The sequence below is a fragment of the Micrococcus cohnii genome, assembly GCF_014205175.1.
GTDB classification, from domain to species: domain Bacteria; phylum Actinomycetota; class Actinomycetes; order Actinomycetales; family Micrococcaceae; genus Micrococcus; species Micrococcus cohnii.
This window is the reverse complement of the sequence record NZ_JACHNA010000001.1, coordinates 946,828-963,846: the sequence shown is the minus strand read 5'-3', so window position 1 is coordinate 963,846 and position 17,019 is coordinate 946,828. Positions and strand designations below refer to the sequence as shown.

Genomic DNA, 17,019 nt, shown 5'->3' with positions numbered 1-17,019 from the left:
CCACAGCATTGGAGTGCCCCGTGCATCACCTTCCCGCCGCGTCCCCGTTCGCCGCTCAGGCCCAGGGGGGTGGAGTGGACTGGTTCCTGATCGTCCTGCTGGCCGCCATGGCCCTGATGTTCCTGTTCACCGTCACCCGTGGACGCAAGGCGCAGCAGGAACAGGCGGCGATGCGCGCGCGTCTGGCCCCGGGCGACGAAGTCATGACCGGTGCCGGCATCTTCGGTCACGTGCGCTCCATCGACGAGCAGAGCCAGCGCGTCACCCTCGAGCTGTCCCCGGCCACCTTCGCCGATGTGCATCTGCAGACGATCTCCCGCATCGTCGAGGATGAGTCAGGCCAGGCCGGGCCTGCTCTCGAACGCGACGCCGACGCGACGCCGCGCCCCGACGTCGGCGACACCGAGGGGTCCGAGCATCGCGACGAGCGGCCCCGCCGCTGACCCTCCCGTGCCGGGCCGGCGCGCACATCGGCCCCGACCAGCCCCAGAAGCCTGACCAGCCCCAGAAGCCTGACCAGCCCCAGAAGCCTGACGAGCCGGAAGACGCCCATGGCAGCCAAGACCCCCACCTCCGCCGCGCGAGCCACGCTCGCGTGGCTCGGCGCTCTCGTCGCCGCCCTCACGATCGCCCTCGGAGTGGGGGTGAGCACAAACCAGGCCTCGTGGGCCCCACGCCTCGCCCTCGACCTGGAAGGCGGCACGCAGATGGTGCTCGCCCCGCAGACCTCCTCCGGAGAGCAGGTCACGCCCGAGCAGCTCCAGCAGGCCGTCGAGATCATCCGTGCGCGGGTCGACGGCTCGGGCGTCTCGGAGGCGGAGGTCGCCACGCAGGGCGCTGACAATGTGGTCGTCTCCCTGCCCGGAACGCCCGACGCGCAGACCCGCCGACTGATCCTCGCCTCAGCGGACATGCAGTTTCGACCCGTGCTGCAGGCCGGCGACGCGGCGCCGGTGCCCAAAGACCAGCGGGTGCCGAAGAAGGATTTCCCGACGCCGGACGGCAAGCCCGCCGACGCCTACGATCCGAACTGGTTGACGCCCGAGCTGATGGACCGGTTCCAGAAGACCGACTGCCGTCAGCCCCGCGACCCGGGCGCCGATCCGTTGCCCGAGGACAAGGCCGCCGTGGTCTGCCAGCCCCCGGCCGAGTCCGCCGACGGCCAGCAGGTGCCGGGCAAGAAGTACATCGTCGGGCCGGTGCTGATCCCGGGCACGGACATCAAGGACGCCTCCAATGGCATGTCCCAGACCTCCTCGGGCGTGAGCACGAGCCAGTGGGTCGTGAACATCTCCTTCAACGAGGCCGGATCAAAGGCTTTCGCCGAGGTGACCCGTCGCCTGACCCCGATGCCCGACGCAGATCCGCGCAAACAGTTCGCGATCGTGCTCGACGACGAGGTCGTCTCCGCGCCGCAGTCCAACGCGGTCATCACGAACGGCCAGGCGCAGATCTCCGGGCCCACCCTCGATGAGAAGGGCACCGCCGAGCTGGCCGAGCAGCTGGGCTACGGCGCCCTGCCCATCAGCTTCACGATGGAGTCCGAGCAGCAGATCTCCGCGACGCTCGGCCAGGACCAGCTGTTCTGGGGGCTGATCGCCGGCCTGATCGGCCTCGCTCTCGTCGCGGTGTTCCAGTTCTTCCAGTACCGCCTGCTGGGCCTGCTCACCTTCGGGTCCATCCTCGTGATGGGCGTGTTGACCTACTTGGCCATCGCCTTGCTCGGCTGGACCGACAACTATCGACTCTCGCTGGCCGGCATTGCGGGCCTGATCGTCGCGATCGGCCTGACCGCGGACTCGTTCATCGTCTACTTCGAGCGCATCAAGGACGAGCTGCGCGCCGGCCACGGCATCGAGTCCGCCGTCCACGAGGGGTGGAAGCGGGCCCGTCGCACCATCTGGGCCTCGAAGGCCGTGAATCTGCTGGCCGCGCTGGTCCTCTACTTCGTGGCGGTCGGCAATGTGCGCGGCTTCGCCTTCACCCTCGGCCTCACCGCGATCGCGGACCTGATCGTCGTGTTCTGGTTCACCCACCCGATGATGATCCTGCTGGCGCAGACGCGCACGATCGGCGGCGGACACCGCTGGTCCGGGCTCGACCCGACGCTGCTGGGCCGCGAGCCGCTGTACAAGGGCGCCGGACGGTTCCGGGACTTCAGCACGCTCTCCGACCACGAGGCGGCCGGCGCCGCTGCCGCGTCCGCCGAGGCAGACGAGGACTCCCCGGTCCGGGTCGGCCCCGCCGGACTCGCTGCCACCGGCTCCGGGACGTCGACCACGGCGTCTCGGCGTCGTCGAGGGCGCCGCCGGGAGCAGACCATGACCATCGCTGAGCGGCGCCGCGCGGCGCAGCGGGCGGCGGACGACCAGCAGGAGGAACAGTGAGACGCTTCGCACAGTGGGGCAATGCCCTGTACACCGGCGCGAAGTCCTACCCCTTCGTCCCGAAGTGGCGCACGTGGTTCGCCGTCGCCGCCGCGCTGCTGCTGCTCGCCGGCGGGCTGACCGCCCTGCGCGGCGGGTTCAACCTCGGCATCGAGTTCCGCGGCGGCTCCGAGTTCACCGTCTCGGACACGCAGAACACCGACGTGGCCGCGGGCGAACAGGCCGTCGCCGATGTGATGCCCGAGGCGCAGGCCACCGTCACGAACATCGCACCGGGCACCATGCGCGTGCAGACCGAGCGCATGGACGATGAGCAGACCCTGCAGGTCGCCGACAACCTGCAGCGGGCCTACCACGTGGGCCAGGACAAGGTGACCTCGACCTTCGTCGGGCCGACCTGGGGCGAGGCGGTGTCGACGCAGGCGCTGATCGGTCTGGTGGTCTTCGTGGCGCTGGTGACCCTGTTCATGGCGCTGTACTTCCGCACGTGGAAGATGTCGCTGGCGGCCGTCGTCGGCATGTTGTACGTCGTCGCCCTCACGGCCGGGATCTACGGGGCGACCGGTTTCGAGATCACCCCCTCCGCGGTGATCGGCTTCCTGACGATCCTCTCGTACGCCCTGTACGACACGGTCGTGGTGTTCGACAAGGTCCGTGAGAACACCAAGACCGAGCACGGCGACGAACGCCGAGACTTCGGGCAGAACGTGAACCTCGCGGTCAACCAGACGCTGGTGCGGTCCATCACCACTTCGGTGGTCGGCATCCTCCCGGTCGGATCGATCCTGTTCATCGGCGCCGGCCTGCTGGGCGCGGGCACGCTGCGGGACATCGCGCTGGCGATCTTCGTGGGCATCATCGTGGGCACGCTCGCCACCCTGTTCATCCAGGCGCCGCTGTACGCGGTGCTACAGGGCGCGGGTCGAGCGTCGGCAACCGGTCGTGGTGCCGACGCCCCGACCGCCGTCGACGGCGACGCTGCGGCACCCGCCGACGCCGCTCAGCCGGGGCGGTCCTCTCAGTGAGCGACCATCCCCGGGCCGATGTCCCGCGGCAGCCGCGGTCCGCGGGCGTGCCGCGCCCGCGCGGTCGCGGAGTCTCGCGTCTGAGCGGTAGAGGAAACGGGCCCTACACGCCCATCCTCGAGCCGCTGATGCGCACGCTGCGCAGCCGGTCTCCGCGCGCCGAGACCGGTGAGATCCTGCGGGCGTTCGAGGTGGCCGAGCGGGCCCACCGCGGGCAGATGCGCCGCTCGGGTGACCCGTACATCACTCATCCGGTGGCGGTGGCGACCATCCTCGCCGAGCTGGGGCTGACCGGTGCTGTGATCGTCGCCGCGCTGCTGCACGACACCGTCGAGGACACCGACTACGCCCTGGAGAAGCTGCGCGAGGACTTCGGGGACGAGGTGGCGGTCCTCGTCGACGGGGTCACGAAGCTGGACAAGGTCACCTACGGCGCCGCGGCTCAGGCCGAGACCGTCCGGAAGATGGTGCTGGCGATGGCGCAGGACGTGAACGTGCTGCTGATCAAGCTCGCCGACAGGCTGCACAACGCCCGCACATGGCGCTATGTGCCGCCGGAGAAGAGCGCCAAGAAGGCCCAGGAGACCCTCGACATCTACGCGCCGCTGGCCCACCGCCTCGGCATGAACACCGTCAAGTGGGAACTCGAGGACCTGGCGTTCGCCGCGCTCAAGCCGAAGGTCTACGCCGAGATCGTCCGCCTCGTGGGCGAGCGCAATCCGGAGCGTGAACGGCACCTGGAACAGCTGCGCGGCGTGATCGCCGAACAGCTGCGGGAGGCACGGATCCGCGCGACCGTGACCGGCCGCCCCAAGCACTACTACTCGATCTACCAGAAGATGATCGTGCGCGGGAAGGACTTCGACGAGATCCACGACCTGACCGGCGTGCGTGTGCTCGTGGACTCGGTGCGCGACTGCTACGGAGTCCTCGGGGTGCTGCACGCGCGGTTCAGTCCGGTGCCGGGCCGGTTCAAGGACTACATCGCGATGCCGAAGCTGAACCTGTACCGCTCGCTGCACACGACCGTCATCGGCCCGAGCGGCAAAGCCGTCGAGATCCAGATCCGAACCCACCAGATGCACCGGCAGGCCGAGTACGGGGTCGCCGCTCACTGGAAATACAAGGAGGCGGGTCGGCAGGCCGCCCGCGCGGGCAGGTCGGCCGCCCAGCCGACACCGGCGTGGCTGCGCTCGGTCGTCGACTGGCAGAAGGACACCCGGGACCCGGAGGAGTTCCTGTCCTCGCTGCGCACGGAGATCGACGCGGACGAGGTGTACGTGTTCACCCCGCGCGGTGAGATCCGGGCGCTGCCTTCCGGAGCCACGCCCGTGGACTTCGCCTACGCGATCCACACCGACGTGGGGCATCACACGATCGGCGCGCGTGTGAACGGCAAGCTCGTCCCGTTGTCCTCGCCGCTGAGCCACGGCGACACCGTCGAGGTGTTCACATCCAAGGCGGAGGACGCCGGCCCGAGCCGCGACTGGCTCGGCTTCGTCGTCAGTCCGCGGGCGCGGTCGAAGATCCGCCACCACTTCGCCAGCCAGCGGCGCGACGAACAACTCGAGCGCGGGCGGGAGCTGCTGACCAAGCAGTTCCGCCGAGCCCAGTTGCCCGCGCAGCAGATCCTCGCCGGCGACGACCTGGAGCACGTGGCGCACGAGTTCAACGTGAGCGACGCCGACGCCCTGCTCACGGCCGTCGCGGAGAACCAGGTGGCCGGGCAGGCGGTCGCGGACGCGGTGCTGGCGCTGCGCGCGCCCGCTGAGCCGGAGCCGGACGAGGACCCCGACGAAGAACTGACCGTCGGGGCGATCGACCTGACAGAGCTCTCACCCCGGCCGATCAAGCGGGCTGCGGCCCCGGCGGGCAATACGACCGGCGTGCTCGTCGGCGGGGACGGGGACACGGTGTCCAAACTCGCCCGCTGCTGCAACCCGGTGCCGCCGGATGAGATCTGCGGGTTCGTCACCCGCGGATCCGGCGTCTCCGTCCACCGGGCGGACTGCCAGAACGTGGCCACGATGCTGCAGAACGAGCCGGAGCGCCGTGTCGACGTCTCCTGGGCGCCCTCGCGCAACGCCGTGTACCTGGTGGAGATCCAGGTGGAGGCGCTCGATCGCAAGTCGTTGCTCTCCGACGTCACGCGCGTGCTGGCCGAGAACCACGTCAACATCCTCTCGGCGTCGGTGAACACGACGCGGGACCGGGTGGCGATGAGCCGCTTCGTGTTCGAGATGGGGGACCCGATGTACCTGAGCCACGTCATCAACGCGGTGCGCCGGATCGACGGCGTGTTCGACGTGCACCGCACCTGATCCGGCGTGGCGCGGGGTCTCAGGCCGTCGACAGGGTGTGGGCCAGGCGCTCGAGCCGCGCCCGCGCCGCCACGCTGCCGGTGCGTCGCCTGCCAGCGACGGCGCCGAGGCGTTCCCGCACCGCATCGGGCTCGACCCAGCGCAACAGGCGGGCCGCGGCACGCACGTCGGTCGGCTCTCCGGAGAGCAGCAGATCCACGACGGTGCGTTCCCACGAGGTCACGCGCAAGCCGTCCACGATCTGCACGTCGGTTTCAGCCGGCGCGGCCGAACTCGGGCCGGCCGCCACGTCCGTCTGGGTGAAGCGCCACCGCACCCGGCCGTCGGTGGGAGGGCAGCGGTGGAAGAACGCGACCGCGACGTGCAGCCGCTCGGGTGCCGATCCGCCCAGATGCACCCACGCGGCGGTCGGACCGATGACGGTGGAGCCGTCTGCCACGCGCGGCAGCACGATCGCGCGCAGGGCCGCCGCACGCACCCGAGCGTCGGCCGTGCCGCGCGGGCAGTACAGATCCAACAGCAGGTGCTCGAGCGCCCCGACTCGCACGAGGCAGTCGAGCTCCGCGCGCGTGTGCTCGGCGCCGGCGCACCACAGCGGTTCTCCCTCCATGACAGAAAAGTGTGCCCGACCCCGTCGACGGACGGGGCCGGGCTGTGGAGAACCCGCAGAGCGCCTCAGCGCAACTCGGAGGCGGAGGCCTCGAGGGTCTTCTTCCACTGCAGCCGGGCCTCCAGGGCCTCCTGCGCGGCGGCGATCTTCTTCTCGTCCCCCTTCGCGCGCGCCGCCTCCAGATCGGCCTCCAGACCGGCGATCGTCTCTTCGAGCTGCGTCAGGGCCGAGTTCGTGCGTGCCTTCGTCTCCGGGTCGGTGCGGCGCCAGTGCTCCTGCTCCGCCTCCTTGAGCGCGTCCTCGAGACGCCGGAACCTGTCTTCCATGCGGCGGATGTCACCGCGGGGCACCTTGCCGGCCTCCGCCCAGCGGCCACGCAGCTCGTTGAGGGCGCGACGACCGGCCGTCACATCGGTGAACGGCAACAGCTTCTGCCCGTCGGCCAGGATCTGCTCCTTGACCTTGAGATTGGCGGCGAACTCCCGGTCGATCTGCGCGTTGGCCTGCTTGCGGGCGGAGAAGAACACGTCCTGTGCGGCACGGAACCGGGCCCACAGCGCGTCGTCCTCCTTGCGGGAGGCCCGCGGAGCGGCCTTCCACTCGGCCATCAGGTCGCGGTACTTGCCGGCGGTCACACCCCAGTCCGTCGAGTTCTGCAGCTCTTCGGCACGGGCGATCAACCGCTCCTTGACCTGCTTGGCCTCGGCGCTGCGGGCGTCGAGCTTGGAGAAGTGTGCACGACGGGTCTTGTCGAACGTGGTGCGCGCGGTGCGGAAACGCTTCCACAGGGCGTCCTCGGTCGATTTCGCCAGACGTGGGCCGGACTTCTGCGCGGCCTTCCAGTGCTCGAACAGTTCCGTCATGCGACGGGAGGCTTCCTTCCACGGCATGCGTTCGGCCGGGGTCGACGCGTACGTCTCGGCTTCGGCGACGATCGCCTCGCGCGCGGCGAGCTGCTCGGCCTGCGCGGCCTGACGGGCCTCGGCCTCGGCGGTCCGATAATCGCCGAGCAGCGTCTCCGCGGCGGCCAGGCGGGCGCGCAGAGCGGCCATGTCGCCGACCATCTGCCGGGCCGCGACCGTCTCGGTCAGCTGGGCCAGGGTCTTGGTGAGCTCCTGGCTCGGGGCGCCGGCGGCGATGCGCTGCTCGAACAGGGCCATCTGGGCCCGCACGTCGTCGTACTTGCGCACGAAGTAGGCCAGCGCCTCCTCACTCGGGGCGTCGGGGACCTGACCGACGAGGTGCTCCTCGTCGCCGTCCAGCAGCGTGACGTGACCGTCCTCGCTCACGCGGGCGAATCGGGCGGCCTCGGCCACGTCCGTGGGCTCGACGCTCGACGGGGGCACCGGGGCGGAGGGCGCTGTGGACGCGAGCGCGCTCGGCACCGACCGTGTCGGGACGGCCGGGCCGGGAGCCACCTGGCCGGGGGTCGGCACCGAAGAGCCGGCGGCCTCCGCGCCGGCCGTCTGCTGGTCGTCGGTCTGGTGCTGGTCAGTACTCACCGCTGGAACTCTCCCTGAGCGTCTCCGCGGCGCGAGCCGTGCGCCGCGGTTCGGGATGGACACGAACGCGCACCACCCTAGCCGCCTGCACCGGCCTACCCGGGTGGCGGGGACGCGTTTCAGCCCTGGGCACACGCGCGTGTGCACCGTGGCGCGCCTAGAATGGTGGCGATCGCGCCCCCGTCCGCCGCTACGCAAAGGAACACCATGCCCCGCAAGGCCTCCCTGTCCGGCTTCCCCGAGTGGCTGCCCGCTGAACGCGTGGTGGAGCAGCACGTGCTGGACACCCTGCGACGGACCTTCGAACTGCACGGCTTTGCCGGCATCGAGACGCGCGCCGTTGAGACCCTGGGTCAGCTGCTGCGTAAGGGGGAGATCGACAAGGAGGTCTACGCGGTCTCCCGTCTGGCGGAGGACCAGCAGGGCGCGCCGTCGCAGCCGGACGACCCGAAGCGCCTGGCCCTGCACTTCGACCTGACCGTGCCGTTTGCCCGGTACGTCGTCGAGAACGCCGGTCACCTCGCGTTCCCGTTCCGCCGCCACCAGATTCAGAAAGTCTGGCGCGGCGAGCGGCCTCAGGAGGGCCGCGCCCGCGAGTTCACGCAGGCGGACATCGACGTCGTCGGCGACGGCACGCTCTCACCGCGCTACGACGCGGACGTCGCCCTCGTGATGGCCGAGGCGCTCGCAGCCCTGCCGATCGGTCAGTTCCTGATTCGCGTGAACAACCGCAAGCTTGCTGAGGGCTTCTATCGGGGCATCGGGCTCGAGGACACCGCCGGCGTGCTGCGCAGCATCGACAAGCTCGAGAAGATCGGCCCTGAGGAGGTGGCCCGACTGCTGCGCGAGGAGCTTGGAGCCACCGAAGAACAGGCACGGCTGGCCTTGGCCCTGGCGGAGATCCGCACCGAGGACGCCTCGTTCGTCGATCAGGTGCGTGCGCTCGGAGTCGAACACGAGCTGCTGGAGCAGGGGCTGTCCGAGCTGGAGGACGTCGTGTCGACCCTGCACCGGCGTGCGCCCGGACGCGCGGTGGCGGACCTGTCGATCGCGCGCGGCCTGGACTACTACACCGGCACCGTCTATGAGACCGTGCTCGTCGGCCACGAGCAGCTCGGCTCGATCTGTTCGGGCGGGCGGTACGATGCGCTCGCCTCGAAGGGCAACCGCGTGTTCCCGGGCGTGGGCTTGTCGATCGGCGTCACCCGTCTGGTGATGCGCATGCTGTCCCAACAGATGGCCGTCGCCTCCCGCGCGGTGCCCACCGCCGTGTACGTCGCGCTGACGGCCGACGAGGACTGGGCCGACGCGCAGGACGTCGCCGCGGCCCTGCGCGAGCGCGGCATCCCCGCCGAGGTCGCGGTGAGCGCCGAGAAGTTCGGCAAGCAGATCAAGTACGCGGACCGTCGCGGCATCCCGTACGTGTGGTTCATGGGCACGGGAGGTGCCGAGGCCGGGCGTGCGCACCAGGTCAAGGACATCCGCTCGGGCGAGCAGGTGGATGCGGACCCGCGCACGTGGACCCCGGACGCGGCCGATCTGCTGCCGCAGGTGGCGCCCGCCGACCGGGAGTGAGGACGGCAGACTGAGGGGCCGCGTCAGTGGCTTCGCCCCGCGAGCACGTAGGCGCGCCCGCCGACGCCGACGAGGAACAGGCCGAGCATCGCCAGCACGGACAGCGGCGGGAGCATGAATGCGAGCGCGGCGCACAGGACGACGCCCAGCACGTTCACTGCTCGGAGCACCCGCAGCGGCCGTCGTGCGTGCTCGCGGCCGGAACCGGGGACAGGGCCGAGCGTGAGGGCCGCGAGGTTCGCGACGGCGTAGTACACGAGCACGCCGAACGAGCTGAAGCCGACGACGGTGAGCACGTCCGTGGTCAGCACCAGCAGACACACCGCGACGGCGACGGCGACCTGACCGACCCACGGCACACCGGTCCGGTCCGAGGTGCGGGTTAACGGACGGGGCAGGTCCGCCTGGCGGGCCATGGCCATCGCGGTGCGCGAGATGCCCGCGAGCAGGTTCAGCATCGCGCCCGCGCAGGCCAGCGCAGCGGCGACGAGCGCGGCCAGCCCCCAGCCGGCGCCGAGGGAGGCCTCGAGCGCGGCGCGCACCGGGGCGGGGGAGACGGCCAGGCCCGCGGGGCCGAGGATGCGCAGCAGGGCGGCCGCCAGAAGCACGTACAGCAGCACGACGACGGTCAACGCGATCAGCACGGCGCGCGGCACGGTGCGCCGAGGCCGCTCGACCTCCTCGCCCATCGTCGCCACCCGCGCGTAGCCGGCGAACGCGAAGAACAGCAGCCCCGCAGCGGTCAGCACCGAGGCCGGCGACGCCTCTGCCAAGCCGGTCGCCTCGTCCGCGCTGCCGGTCACCGGCGAGCCGATGAGGCCGGAGGCGATGGTCAGGCCGAGCACCGCGACCACCGGCACGAGCAGCGCGACCGTGACCTGTGCCGTCCGGGTCGCCCCGGCCAGTGCCACCGCGGTGAGCACGAGCACCGCGCCGACGGCCGCCGCGCGTGCTGGGCCCGGGTTGTCCGGGAACACATAGAGCCCGACGGTCATCGCCATCGCGGCGACCGAGGCGGTCTTGCCCGTCACGAACCCCCAGCCGGCCAGGAAGCCCGCCCAGGCGCTCAGCTGGCGTCGGCCGTAGACGTAGGTGCCGCCAGAGTCCGGGTGCACGGTGGCCAGCTGGGCCGTAGACAGGGCGTTGCAGGCGGCCGTGAGCACCGCCAGGGCCAGCGCCGTGAACAGCAGCGGTGCGCTGCCTCCGGTGACGGACGCGGCGATCCCCAGGGCTGTGAACGCGCCCGCGCCGATCATCGAGCCGAGGCCGATGGCCACGGCGCCGGGCAGACGAAGGCGAGCGGGGTGGCGGGGCGCGGCTGCGGGGGAGGAGGTCATCGCTGGCGGGTGTCCTTCGGTCGCGGGGTAGGGCGGCACGTCCGGTCCTCGGGCTCGCCACCGGCGAGCGCAGGACGGCGCCGAGGCCGATCGCGACGACGACCGGGCTGTCGGCCCACCGGGCCGATAGACTCGGGGACAGGCCGGTCTCGCGTGGGCCGGACGGGCTGATGCCCGTTCCTGGGTACCACACCGCGGCGACGGCAGAATGAACACGTACGCGAGCTCCGGCGTGCCCGGAGAGTTGCCCGACGATGGAGGAAGTCCCCCGTGCTGCGCACCCACACCCTCAGCGAGCTGAACGCCTCGCTCACCGGCCAGACCGTCACCGTGACCGGATGGGTGGCCCGTCGACGCGACCACGGCGGCGTGGCGTTCGTCGACCTGCGCGACGCCTCGGGCTTCGCCCAGGTCGTCGTCCGGGACGAGGCCGACTTCGACCCGCTGCGCAACGAGTGGGTCCTGCAGGTCACCGGCACGGTCGAGCGCCGCCCGGAGGGCAATGAGAACCCGAATCTGCCCTCGGGCGAGATCGAGCTGATCGCCGACACGGTCACCGTCCTGAACCAGGCAGCGCCGCTGCCGTTCCAGATCGACGAGCACGTCGAGGTCGGCGAGGAGGCGCGCCTGCGCCACCGCTACCTGGATCTGCGCCGACCGGACCCGGCGCGCATCATGCGCCTGCGCTCCGAAGCCAACCGCACGGCCCGCGAGCTGCTGCACGCCCAGGGATTCACCGAGGTCGAGACCCCGACCCTGACCCGCTCGACCCCGGAGGGAGCCCGCGACTTCCTCGTGCCCGCCCGCCTGGCGCCGGGCTCCTGGTACGCGCTGCCGCAGTCACCGCAGCTGTTCAAGCAGCTGCTGCAGGTCGGCGGGGTCGAGAAGTACTACCAGATCGCCCGCTGCTACCGCGACGAGGACTTCCGCGCGGACCGCCAGCCGGAGTTCACGCAGCTGGACATTGAGGCCTCGTTCGTCGAACAGGACGACGTGATCGCCCTCGGCGAGCAGATCGTGAAGGACCTGTGGGCGCTCGTGGGCGTCGAGGTGCCCACCCCGATCCGCCGCATGACCTACCACGAGGCCATGACCAAGTACGGCTCGGACAAGCCGGATCTGCGCTTCGGCCTCGAGCTGACGGAGCTGACCGAGTACTTCACGGACACCCCGTTCCGCGTGTTCCAGGCCCCCTATGTGGGCGCCGTCGTCATGCCCGGCGGCGCCTCGCAGGCCCGCCGCGCCCTCGACGCGTGGCAGGAGTGGGCTAAGCAGCGCGGCGCGAAGGGCCTGGCCTATGTGCTGGTCCAGGAGGACGGCGAGCTCACCGGGCCGGTGGCCAAGAACATCACCGAGGCGGAGAAGGCCGGCCTGGCCGAGGCCACCGGCGCGAAGCCGGGTGACTGCATCTTTTTCGCCGCCGGCGAGCCCGGCCTGTCCCGTGCGCTGCTGGGCGCCGCGCGCGTCGAGATCGGCCGCCGCTGCGAGCTGTTCACCGACGCCGGCGAGGGCGTCGCCGCGAAGGACGCGGACTGGGCGTTCGTGTGGATCGTGGACGCCCCCATGTTCGAGCCGGCGGCCGATGCGGAGGCCTCGGGTGACGTCGCCGTGGGCTCCGGGGCCTGGACGGCGGTGCACCATGCGTTCACCTCGCCCAAGCCCGAGTTCATGGACACCTTCGACCAGAACCCCGGCGAGGCGCTGGCCTACGCGTACGACATCGTCTGCAACGGCAACGAGATCGGCGGCGGCTCGATCCGCATCCACGATCAGGACGTGCAGAAGCGTGTGTTCGAGGTGATGGGCCTGCCCGAGCAGGACGCCCAGGAGAAGTTCGGCTTCCTGCTCGAGGGCTTCAAGTACGGCGCCCCGCCGCACGGCGGCATCGCGTTCGGCTGGGACCGCGTCGTGGCGCTTCTGGCCGGCACCGAGTCGATCCGCGAGGTCATCGCCTTCCCGAAGACCGGCGGCGGCTACGACCCGCTCACGGCGGCGCCCGCCCCGATCACCGCCCAGCAGCGCAAGGAGGCCGGTGTGGACGCCGCACCCGAGCCCAAGAAGGGCGAGGCCAGCGTTTCGGCCGACGCACCGCAGGCCTGACCCGGTCCGCCAGGCGGGTCGAGCGGCCTTGTGATGACTCGGCCCGCCCTCCCGAACGCTCGGGAGGGCGGGCCTCGTTGTGTCCGTGACGGCCGCTCGGTTCAGGCCCGGCGCGGGCCGGCCAGGTCGTCAGTGTCGACGATCAGCGTGAACGGTCCGTCGTTGACCAGCTGCACGTCCATCTGCGCGCCGAAACAGCCCCGCTCCACGGGCACGCCCTCTGCCTGGAGCCCGTGCACGAAGCGCTCGTACAGCGGCTCGGCCTGCTCGGGCCTGGCCGAGCTGGTCCAGGACGGGCGGCGCCCCTTGCGCACGTCCCCGTAGAGGGTGAACTGGCTGACGACCAGGGCGGGCGCGGCGGCCTGCACCAGGGACCGCTCACCGTCGAGTATGCGCAGATGGGCGATCTTCGCGGCGAGGGAGTCGGCCTGCGGCTCAGCATCCTCGACGCCGACGCCGAGCAGGATCATCAGCCCGGGCTCGTCGATCTGGCCGACCCGCTGACGGGTCTGGCCGTCAATCACGATCACGGAGGCGGAACGCACGCGCTGCACAACGGCTCTCATGGGGCCATTGTGCACCGAGCCCGACGGCCCGCTGGTCCGGGTGACGTCGGCAGCCGGTCACCGCCGGTCGGGTGTGCCCACGCCGTACACCGTGGTGGAGCCGGAGACCTCGTTGGCGACGATCAGCAGCGGCTGACCCGTGGGGGAGTCGGAGCCGGAGACGAACTGCAGGCCCTCGGTCCCCATATCGCCCAGGCCGGCGTCACCGTCCTCGCCCGCGGCGTCCCAGTCGCGACCGTTGACGTAGTCCACGTAGGAGGCGTTGCGCGGATCGGTGATGTCGAAAACCATGACGCCGCCGACCCGCTCGAGCCCGACGAACGCGTAGGTGCGGCCGGTGACCTCACCGATCACGACGTCCTCCGGCTCGGGGCCCTTGTCATCGGAGCGGCTGTCGCCGGAGGGGGTCTCGTCGTTGTTGGCGTTGAACGCGTGCTCGGGCAGCTCGCCGGCCTCGATGAGCCGCTCGATCTGCGCTTCGATCATGCCGGCCGAGTCGAACAGGCGTTCGCCCTCGGCGGTGTAGATCGAGAAGGAGCGACCGCCCAGGGCGTACAGGGACTCGTGGCAGTTCTCTCCCGCGCGGACGCCGAGGTCCGTGAGCACGTGCAGCCGGCCCAGCGCCGCGTTCTGCTGCAGTGCCTCGACATCGTCGAACGCGTCCTGGCACAGCTGCAGCTCCTTCACCCGCTCGGCGTCGGTGAATTCGCCCCACTCACGCCCGTCGCCCTCGTTGGCGGTGACGATCACGTCCTGGCCGCGGTGCCGGTACACGTCGATGCCGTCGGGCATCGGGACGCCGGAGACCGGGTGGTGCGCCCGGTGGATGCTGCCGTCCTTGTTCGAGGGGTCCAGCCGGCCGTCGACGGACCAGTCCGTGTCCTCGAGGGGCCACAGGTCCGTCAGCTCAGCCGCGCGCACGTCGACCGCGGCGATCGCGTCGGCCTCCTGGAGCGAGACGTACGCGGTGCGGCCGGTCGGGTCGACGGACACGAACTCCGGCTCGAGGTTGCGCGCGACGCGGCCAGCCTCCTCGTGGCCGTCCGGCACCGGAACGTCCGGGCCGAACACACGCACACCCTCGGGCAGGGGCGTCCCCTCGTCATAGGCGCGGAAGTCGACGGTGCGCACGGCGCTCTGGTCCAGCCGGTCGAACTGCTGGATCGAGCGGGGCACGTCGATCACCGAGACGGTGCCCTCCGGATCGACCGTGTAGTCCTCGGCCGGTTCGCCCTCGTTGGCCACGATCACGTGGGAGCCATTCGGCGTGAAGGCCAGTGAATCCGGCAGCGTGCCGACCCGCACGCCACCGAGGTGGCGCAGCGTGGCGGCGTCGAAGAACATGACCCATCCCCGCTCGGTCTTGTCCGCCGGCTCCACGGCCACGGCCAGAACGCCACCGGAGACGACCGCTGAGTTCACGGTGGCGCCGGCGTCGGTCGTCGATCCGTCCTCGGCGGGCAGGTCGGTCGCCGCGAGCGTCGTCTCCGCCCGTGGCGCGCCGTTGTCTGCGATGCGCAGCACGTCGAGCCGGCCGGCGTGGGCGTTCACGACGAACAGCCGCCCGGAGTCCGGGTCGTAGGCGGGGATCTCCGCTGCGGACTCGTCGAACACGCCGGTTTCGTGAGTGCCCAGCGGGGTCAGCTCGAGGCCGGCGGACGGCGACGAACCGGGCAACTCGGCCACAGCTGCCGGCGGCTGGCACAGAGGGACCAGCACGGCCGCAGAGAGAGCCAGGGCGCGAGCGGCTGCGAAACGCGACGAACGGGGCATGGGACTCCTTGTGTGAGCAGGTGCGGGTGGACCGGCCCAGCACAGCGCGGGCACATGAACGAGCGGTGACGCGCTCGTGCACATGAGGGGAACCGGCTCGCCTCGATAGGCTGGCTCGGATGGACGATCTCTTCAGCACGGCGCAGACGGCCGGCACCGAGCCGCAGCACGCGGACGGCGGTGCTCACGCGGGCCAGAGCGACTCGCGACCGCCGTTGGCGGTGCGCATGCGGCCACGCACGGTCGACGAGATCCTCGGCCAGGAGCACTTGCTGCAGCCCGGATCGCCGCTGCGGCGGCTGGCCGCCTCGTCCGGTGAGGGGTATTCCGGGGCGGCCGGCCCCAGCTCGATCATGCTCTACGGCCCGCCGGGGATCGGCAAGACGACGATCGCCCATGTGATCGCGCGGGGTGAGGGTCGTCGGTTCGTCGAGCTCTCCGCCCTGACCTCCGGGGTCAAGGACGTGCGCGAGGTGATGCACACCGCACGGGACCAGCGTGACCTGTACGGCCGCACGACCGTCCTGTTCCTCGATGAGATCCACCGTTTCTCCAAGGCGCAGCAGGACTCCCTGCTTCCCGGCGTTGAGAACCGCTGGGTCGTGCTCGTGGCCGCGACGACGGAGAACCCCAGTTTCTCGGTGATCGCTCCGCTGCTCTCCCGGTCACTGCTGCTGACGCTGCGCCCCCTCACCGACGACGACGTCGCCGGGCTGCTGGACCGGGCGGTGCGCGACGAGCGCGGACTCGACGGGCGCTGCGTGATGGACGATGCGGCCCGGGACTACCTGGTCCGGATGGCGGCCGGGGACGCGCGTCGGGCCCTGACCACCCTCGAGGCCTCCGCCGGCGTCGCGCTGGACCGGGCTGCCCACGAGGCGCCCGAGGGGCACACGCCCGAGGAGCCCGTCGTGATCAGCGAGGCCGATGCGGCCCAGGCGATGGACCGCGCCGTGCAGCGCTACGACAAGGACGGCGATCAGCACTACGACGTCATCAGCGCGTTCATCAAGTCGATCCGCGGATCCGACGTCGACGCCGCCTTGCACTACCTGGCCCGCATGCTCGAGGCGGGGGAGGACCCGCGGTTCATCGCCCGCCGTCTGATCATCTCCGCCTCGGAGGACGTCGGCATGGCGGACCCGAGCGCCCTGCAGACCGCCGTCGCCGCAGCCCAGGCGGTGCAGCTGATCGGCATGCCGGAGGGGCGCATCGTGCTCGGCCAGGCCGTCACCCACCTGGCCACGGCGCCGAAGTCCAACGCCTCCTACGCAGCCGTGAACGAGGCGATCGCTGACGTGCAGGCCGGCGGGACCGGCCAGGTGCCGCCGCACCTGCGCGATGCGCACTATCCGGGTGCCGCGTCGCTCGGCCACGGCTCGGGGTATGTGTACAGCCACGACGAGCCTCATGCGGTCGCCCGACAGCAGTACCCGCCGGATCCGCTCGTGGGTCGCGACTACTACCGGCCCAAGCCCATCGGCGCCGAGGGGCGACTGGTCGATCAGCTCGCGGCACTGCGGCGCATCGTCCGCGGCGGTTGAGTCGTGCGCGCTGACCGCGGGGCGAGGGAGTCCGACGGCGGACTCTGGTAGAGTGAACCGGTCTGGCAGGCGCTGTGCCGCACGACGATCCCCTCTGGCCCCGACTCCGCCACACGGCGTGCTCGTGTCCGGTTCCGCACAGCGCCGCAGTGTATGACGGGCAGCGGCATGCCCCTCAGCTCTCCGAAGGATCACCGGAGGCCAGGTTCCACGTCCTGAACAGGTGCGGCGTCCGGCTCGTCCGGACCGGGCCTTGACGGGGGCGCGGAGACAAACCCG

Annotated in this window: 12 protein-coding genes; 7 read left to right on the top strand and 5 right to left on the bottom strand. The window is 71.1% G+C overall.

The annotated features are described in order from the left end of the window. Positions 1–20 precede the first annotated feature (20 nt). From yajC to HDA30_RS04420, 4 genes are all read left to right on the top strand, one after another. A complete protein-coding gene (gene yajC, locus HDA30_RS04435) occupies positions 21–443 on the top strand; it encodes a preprotein translocase subunit YajC (protein ID WP_184241215.1) in 423 nt (140 codons plus the stop codon). A 108-nt stretch (positions 444–551) separates the two neighbouring features. Further along, complete coding sequence (gene secD, locus HDA30_RS04430) at positions 552–2,387, top strand: protein translocase subunit SecD (RefSeq protein WP_184241214.1); 1,836 nt, start codon at positions 552–554, stop codon at positions 2,385–2,387. After that, positions 2,384–3,412, top strand: a complete 1,029-nt coding sequence (gene secF, locus HDA30_RS04425) for a protein translocase subunit SecF (RefSeq protein ID WP_184241213.1) — start codon at positions 2,384–2,386, stop codon at positions 3,410–3,412. Before secD ends, secF begins: the two co-directional genes overlap by 4 nt. 128 nt (positions 3,413–3,540) lie before the next feature. Further along, positions 3,541–5,733 carry a RelA/SpoT family protein gene (locus tag HDA30_RS04420; RefSeq protein WP_184241212.1) on the top strand — a complete coding sequence of 731 codons (2,193 nt, stop codon included), beginning with the start codon at positions 3,541–3,543 and terminating at the stop codon, positions 5,731–5,733. Between the two features lie 19 nt (positions 5,734–5,752). On the opposite strand, the gene HDA30_RS04415 is transcribed toward HDA30_RS04420, so the two are convergent. Further along, a complete protein-coding gene (locus HDA30_RS04415) occupies positions 5,753–6,343 on the bottom strand; it encodes a hypothetical protein (protein WP_158495994.1) in 591 nt (196 codons plus the stop codon). A gap of 65 nt (positions 6,344–6,408) precedes the next feature. Further along, positions 6,409–7,845: a DUF349 domain-containing protein gene (locus HDA30_RS10490; RefSeq protein WP_184241211.1), complete on the bottom strand. Its 1,437-nt coding sequence runs from the start codon at positions 7,843–7,845 to the stop codon at positions 6,409–6,411. A gap of 207 nt (positions 7,846–8,052) precedes the next feature. Here HDA30_RS10490 and hisS point away from each other — a divergent pair, with 207 nt between their 5' ends. Continuing rightward, positions 8,053–9,420 (top strand): histidine--tRNA ligase, encoded by a 1,368-nt coding sequence (gene hisS, locus HDA30_RS04405; RefSeq protein WP_158495992.1) that lies wholly within the window; start codon positions 8,053–8,055, stop codon positions 9,418–9,420. A 23-nt stretch (positions 9,421–9,443) separates the two neighbouring features. On the opposite strand, the gene HDA30_RS04400 is transcribed toward hisS, so the two are convergent. Further along, a complete protein-coding gene (locus HDA30_RS04400) occupies positions 9,444–10,757 on the bottom strand; it encodes an APC family permease (protein ID WP_184241210.1) in 1,314 nt (437 codons plus the stop codon). Between the two features lie 270 nt (positions 10,758–11,027). On the opposite strand from HDA30_RS04400, the gene aspS reads away from it, so the two are divergent. Next, positions 11,028–12,857: an aspartate--tRNA ligase gene (gene aspS / locus HDA30_RS04395; RefSeq protein WP_184241209.1), complete on the top strand. Its 1,830-nt coding sequence runs from the start codon at positions 11,028–11,030 to the stop codon at positions 12,855–12,857. 101 nt (positions 12,858–12,958) lie between these two features. On the opposite strand, the gene dtd is transcribed toward aspS, so the two are convergent. Together dtd and HDA30_RS04385 are read right to left on the bottom strand one after the other, a co-directional pair. Beyond that, complete coding sequence (dtd, locus tag HDA30_RS04390; protein WP_184241208.1) at positions 12,959–13,423, bottom strand: D-aminoacyl-tRNA deacylase; 465 nt, start codon at positions 13,421–13,423, stop codon at positions 12,959–12,961. A gap of 57 nt (positions 13,424–13,480) precedes the next feature. Next, positions 13,481–15,196 (bottom strand): choice-of-anchor I family protein, encoded by a 1,716-nt coding sequence (locus tag HDA30_RS04385; RefSeq protein ID WP_184241207.1) that lies wholly within the window; start codon positions 15,194–15,196, stop codon positions 13,481–13,483. A gap of 119 nt (positions 15,197–15,315) precedes the next feature. Between HDA30_RS04385 and HDA30_RS04380 the strand changes: the two genes are divergently transcribed. Next, positions 15,316–16,740: a replication-associated recombination protein A gene (locus HDA30_RS04380; RefSeq protein ID WP_184241206.1), complete on the top strand. Its 1,425-nt coding sequence runs from the start codon at positions 15,316–15,318 to the stop codon at positions 16,738–16,740. Positions 16,741–17,019: the final 279 nt, after the last annotated feature.

Bases quoted from the DNA above. Each gene is read 5' to 3' on its own strand.
- secD (WP_184241214.1), top strand. From the start codon at position 552: ATGGCAGCCAAGACCCCCACCTCCGCCGCGCGAGCCACGCTCGCGTGG.
- HDA30_RS04420 (WP_184241212.1), top strand. From the start codon at position 3,541: ATGCGCACGCTGCGCAGCCGGTCTCCGCGCGCCGAGACCGGTGAGATC.
- HDA30_RS04415 (WP_158495994.1), bottom strand. From the start codon at position 6,343: ATGGAGGGAGAACCGCTGTGGTGCGCCGGCGCCGAGCACACGCGCGCG.
- hisS (WP_158495992.1), top strand. From the start codon at position 8,053: ATGCCCCGCAAGGCCTCCCTGTCCGGCTTCCCCGAGTGGCTGCCCGCT.
- HDA30_RS04400 (WP_184241210.1), bottom strand. From the start codon at position 10,757: ATGACCTCCTCCCCCGCAGCCGCGCCCCGCCACCCCGCTCGCCTTCGT.
- dtd (WP_184241208.1), bottom strand. From the start codon at position 13,423: ATGAGAGCCGTTGTGCAGCGCGTGCGTTCCGCCTCCGTGATCGTGATT.
- HDA30_RS04385 (WP_184241207.1), bottom strand. From the start codon at position 15,196: ATGCCCCGTTCGTCGCGTTTCGCAGCCGCTCGCGCCCTGGCTCTCTCT.
- HDA30_RS04380 (WP_184241206.1), top strand. From the start codon at position 15,316: ATGGACGATCTCTTCAGCACGGCGCAGACGGCCGGCACCGAGCCGCAG.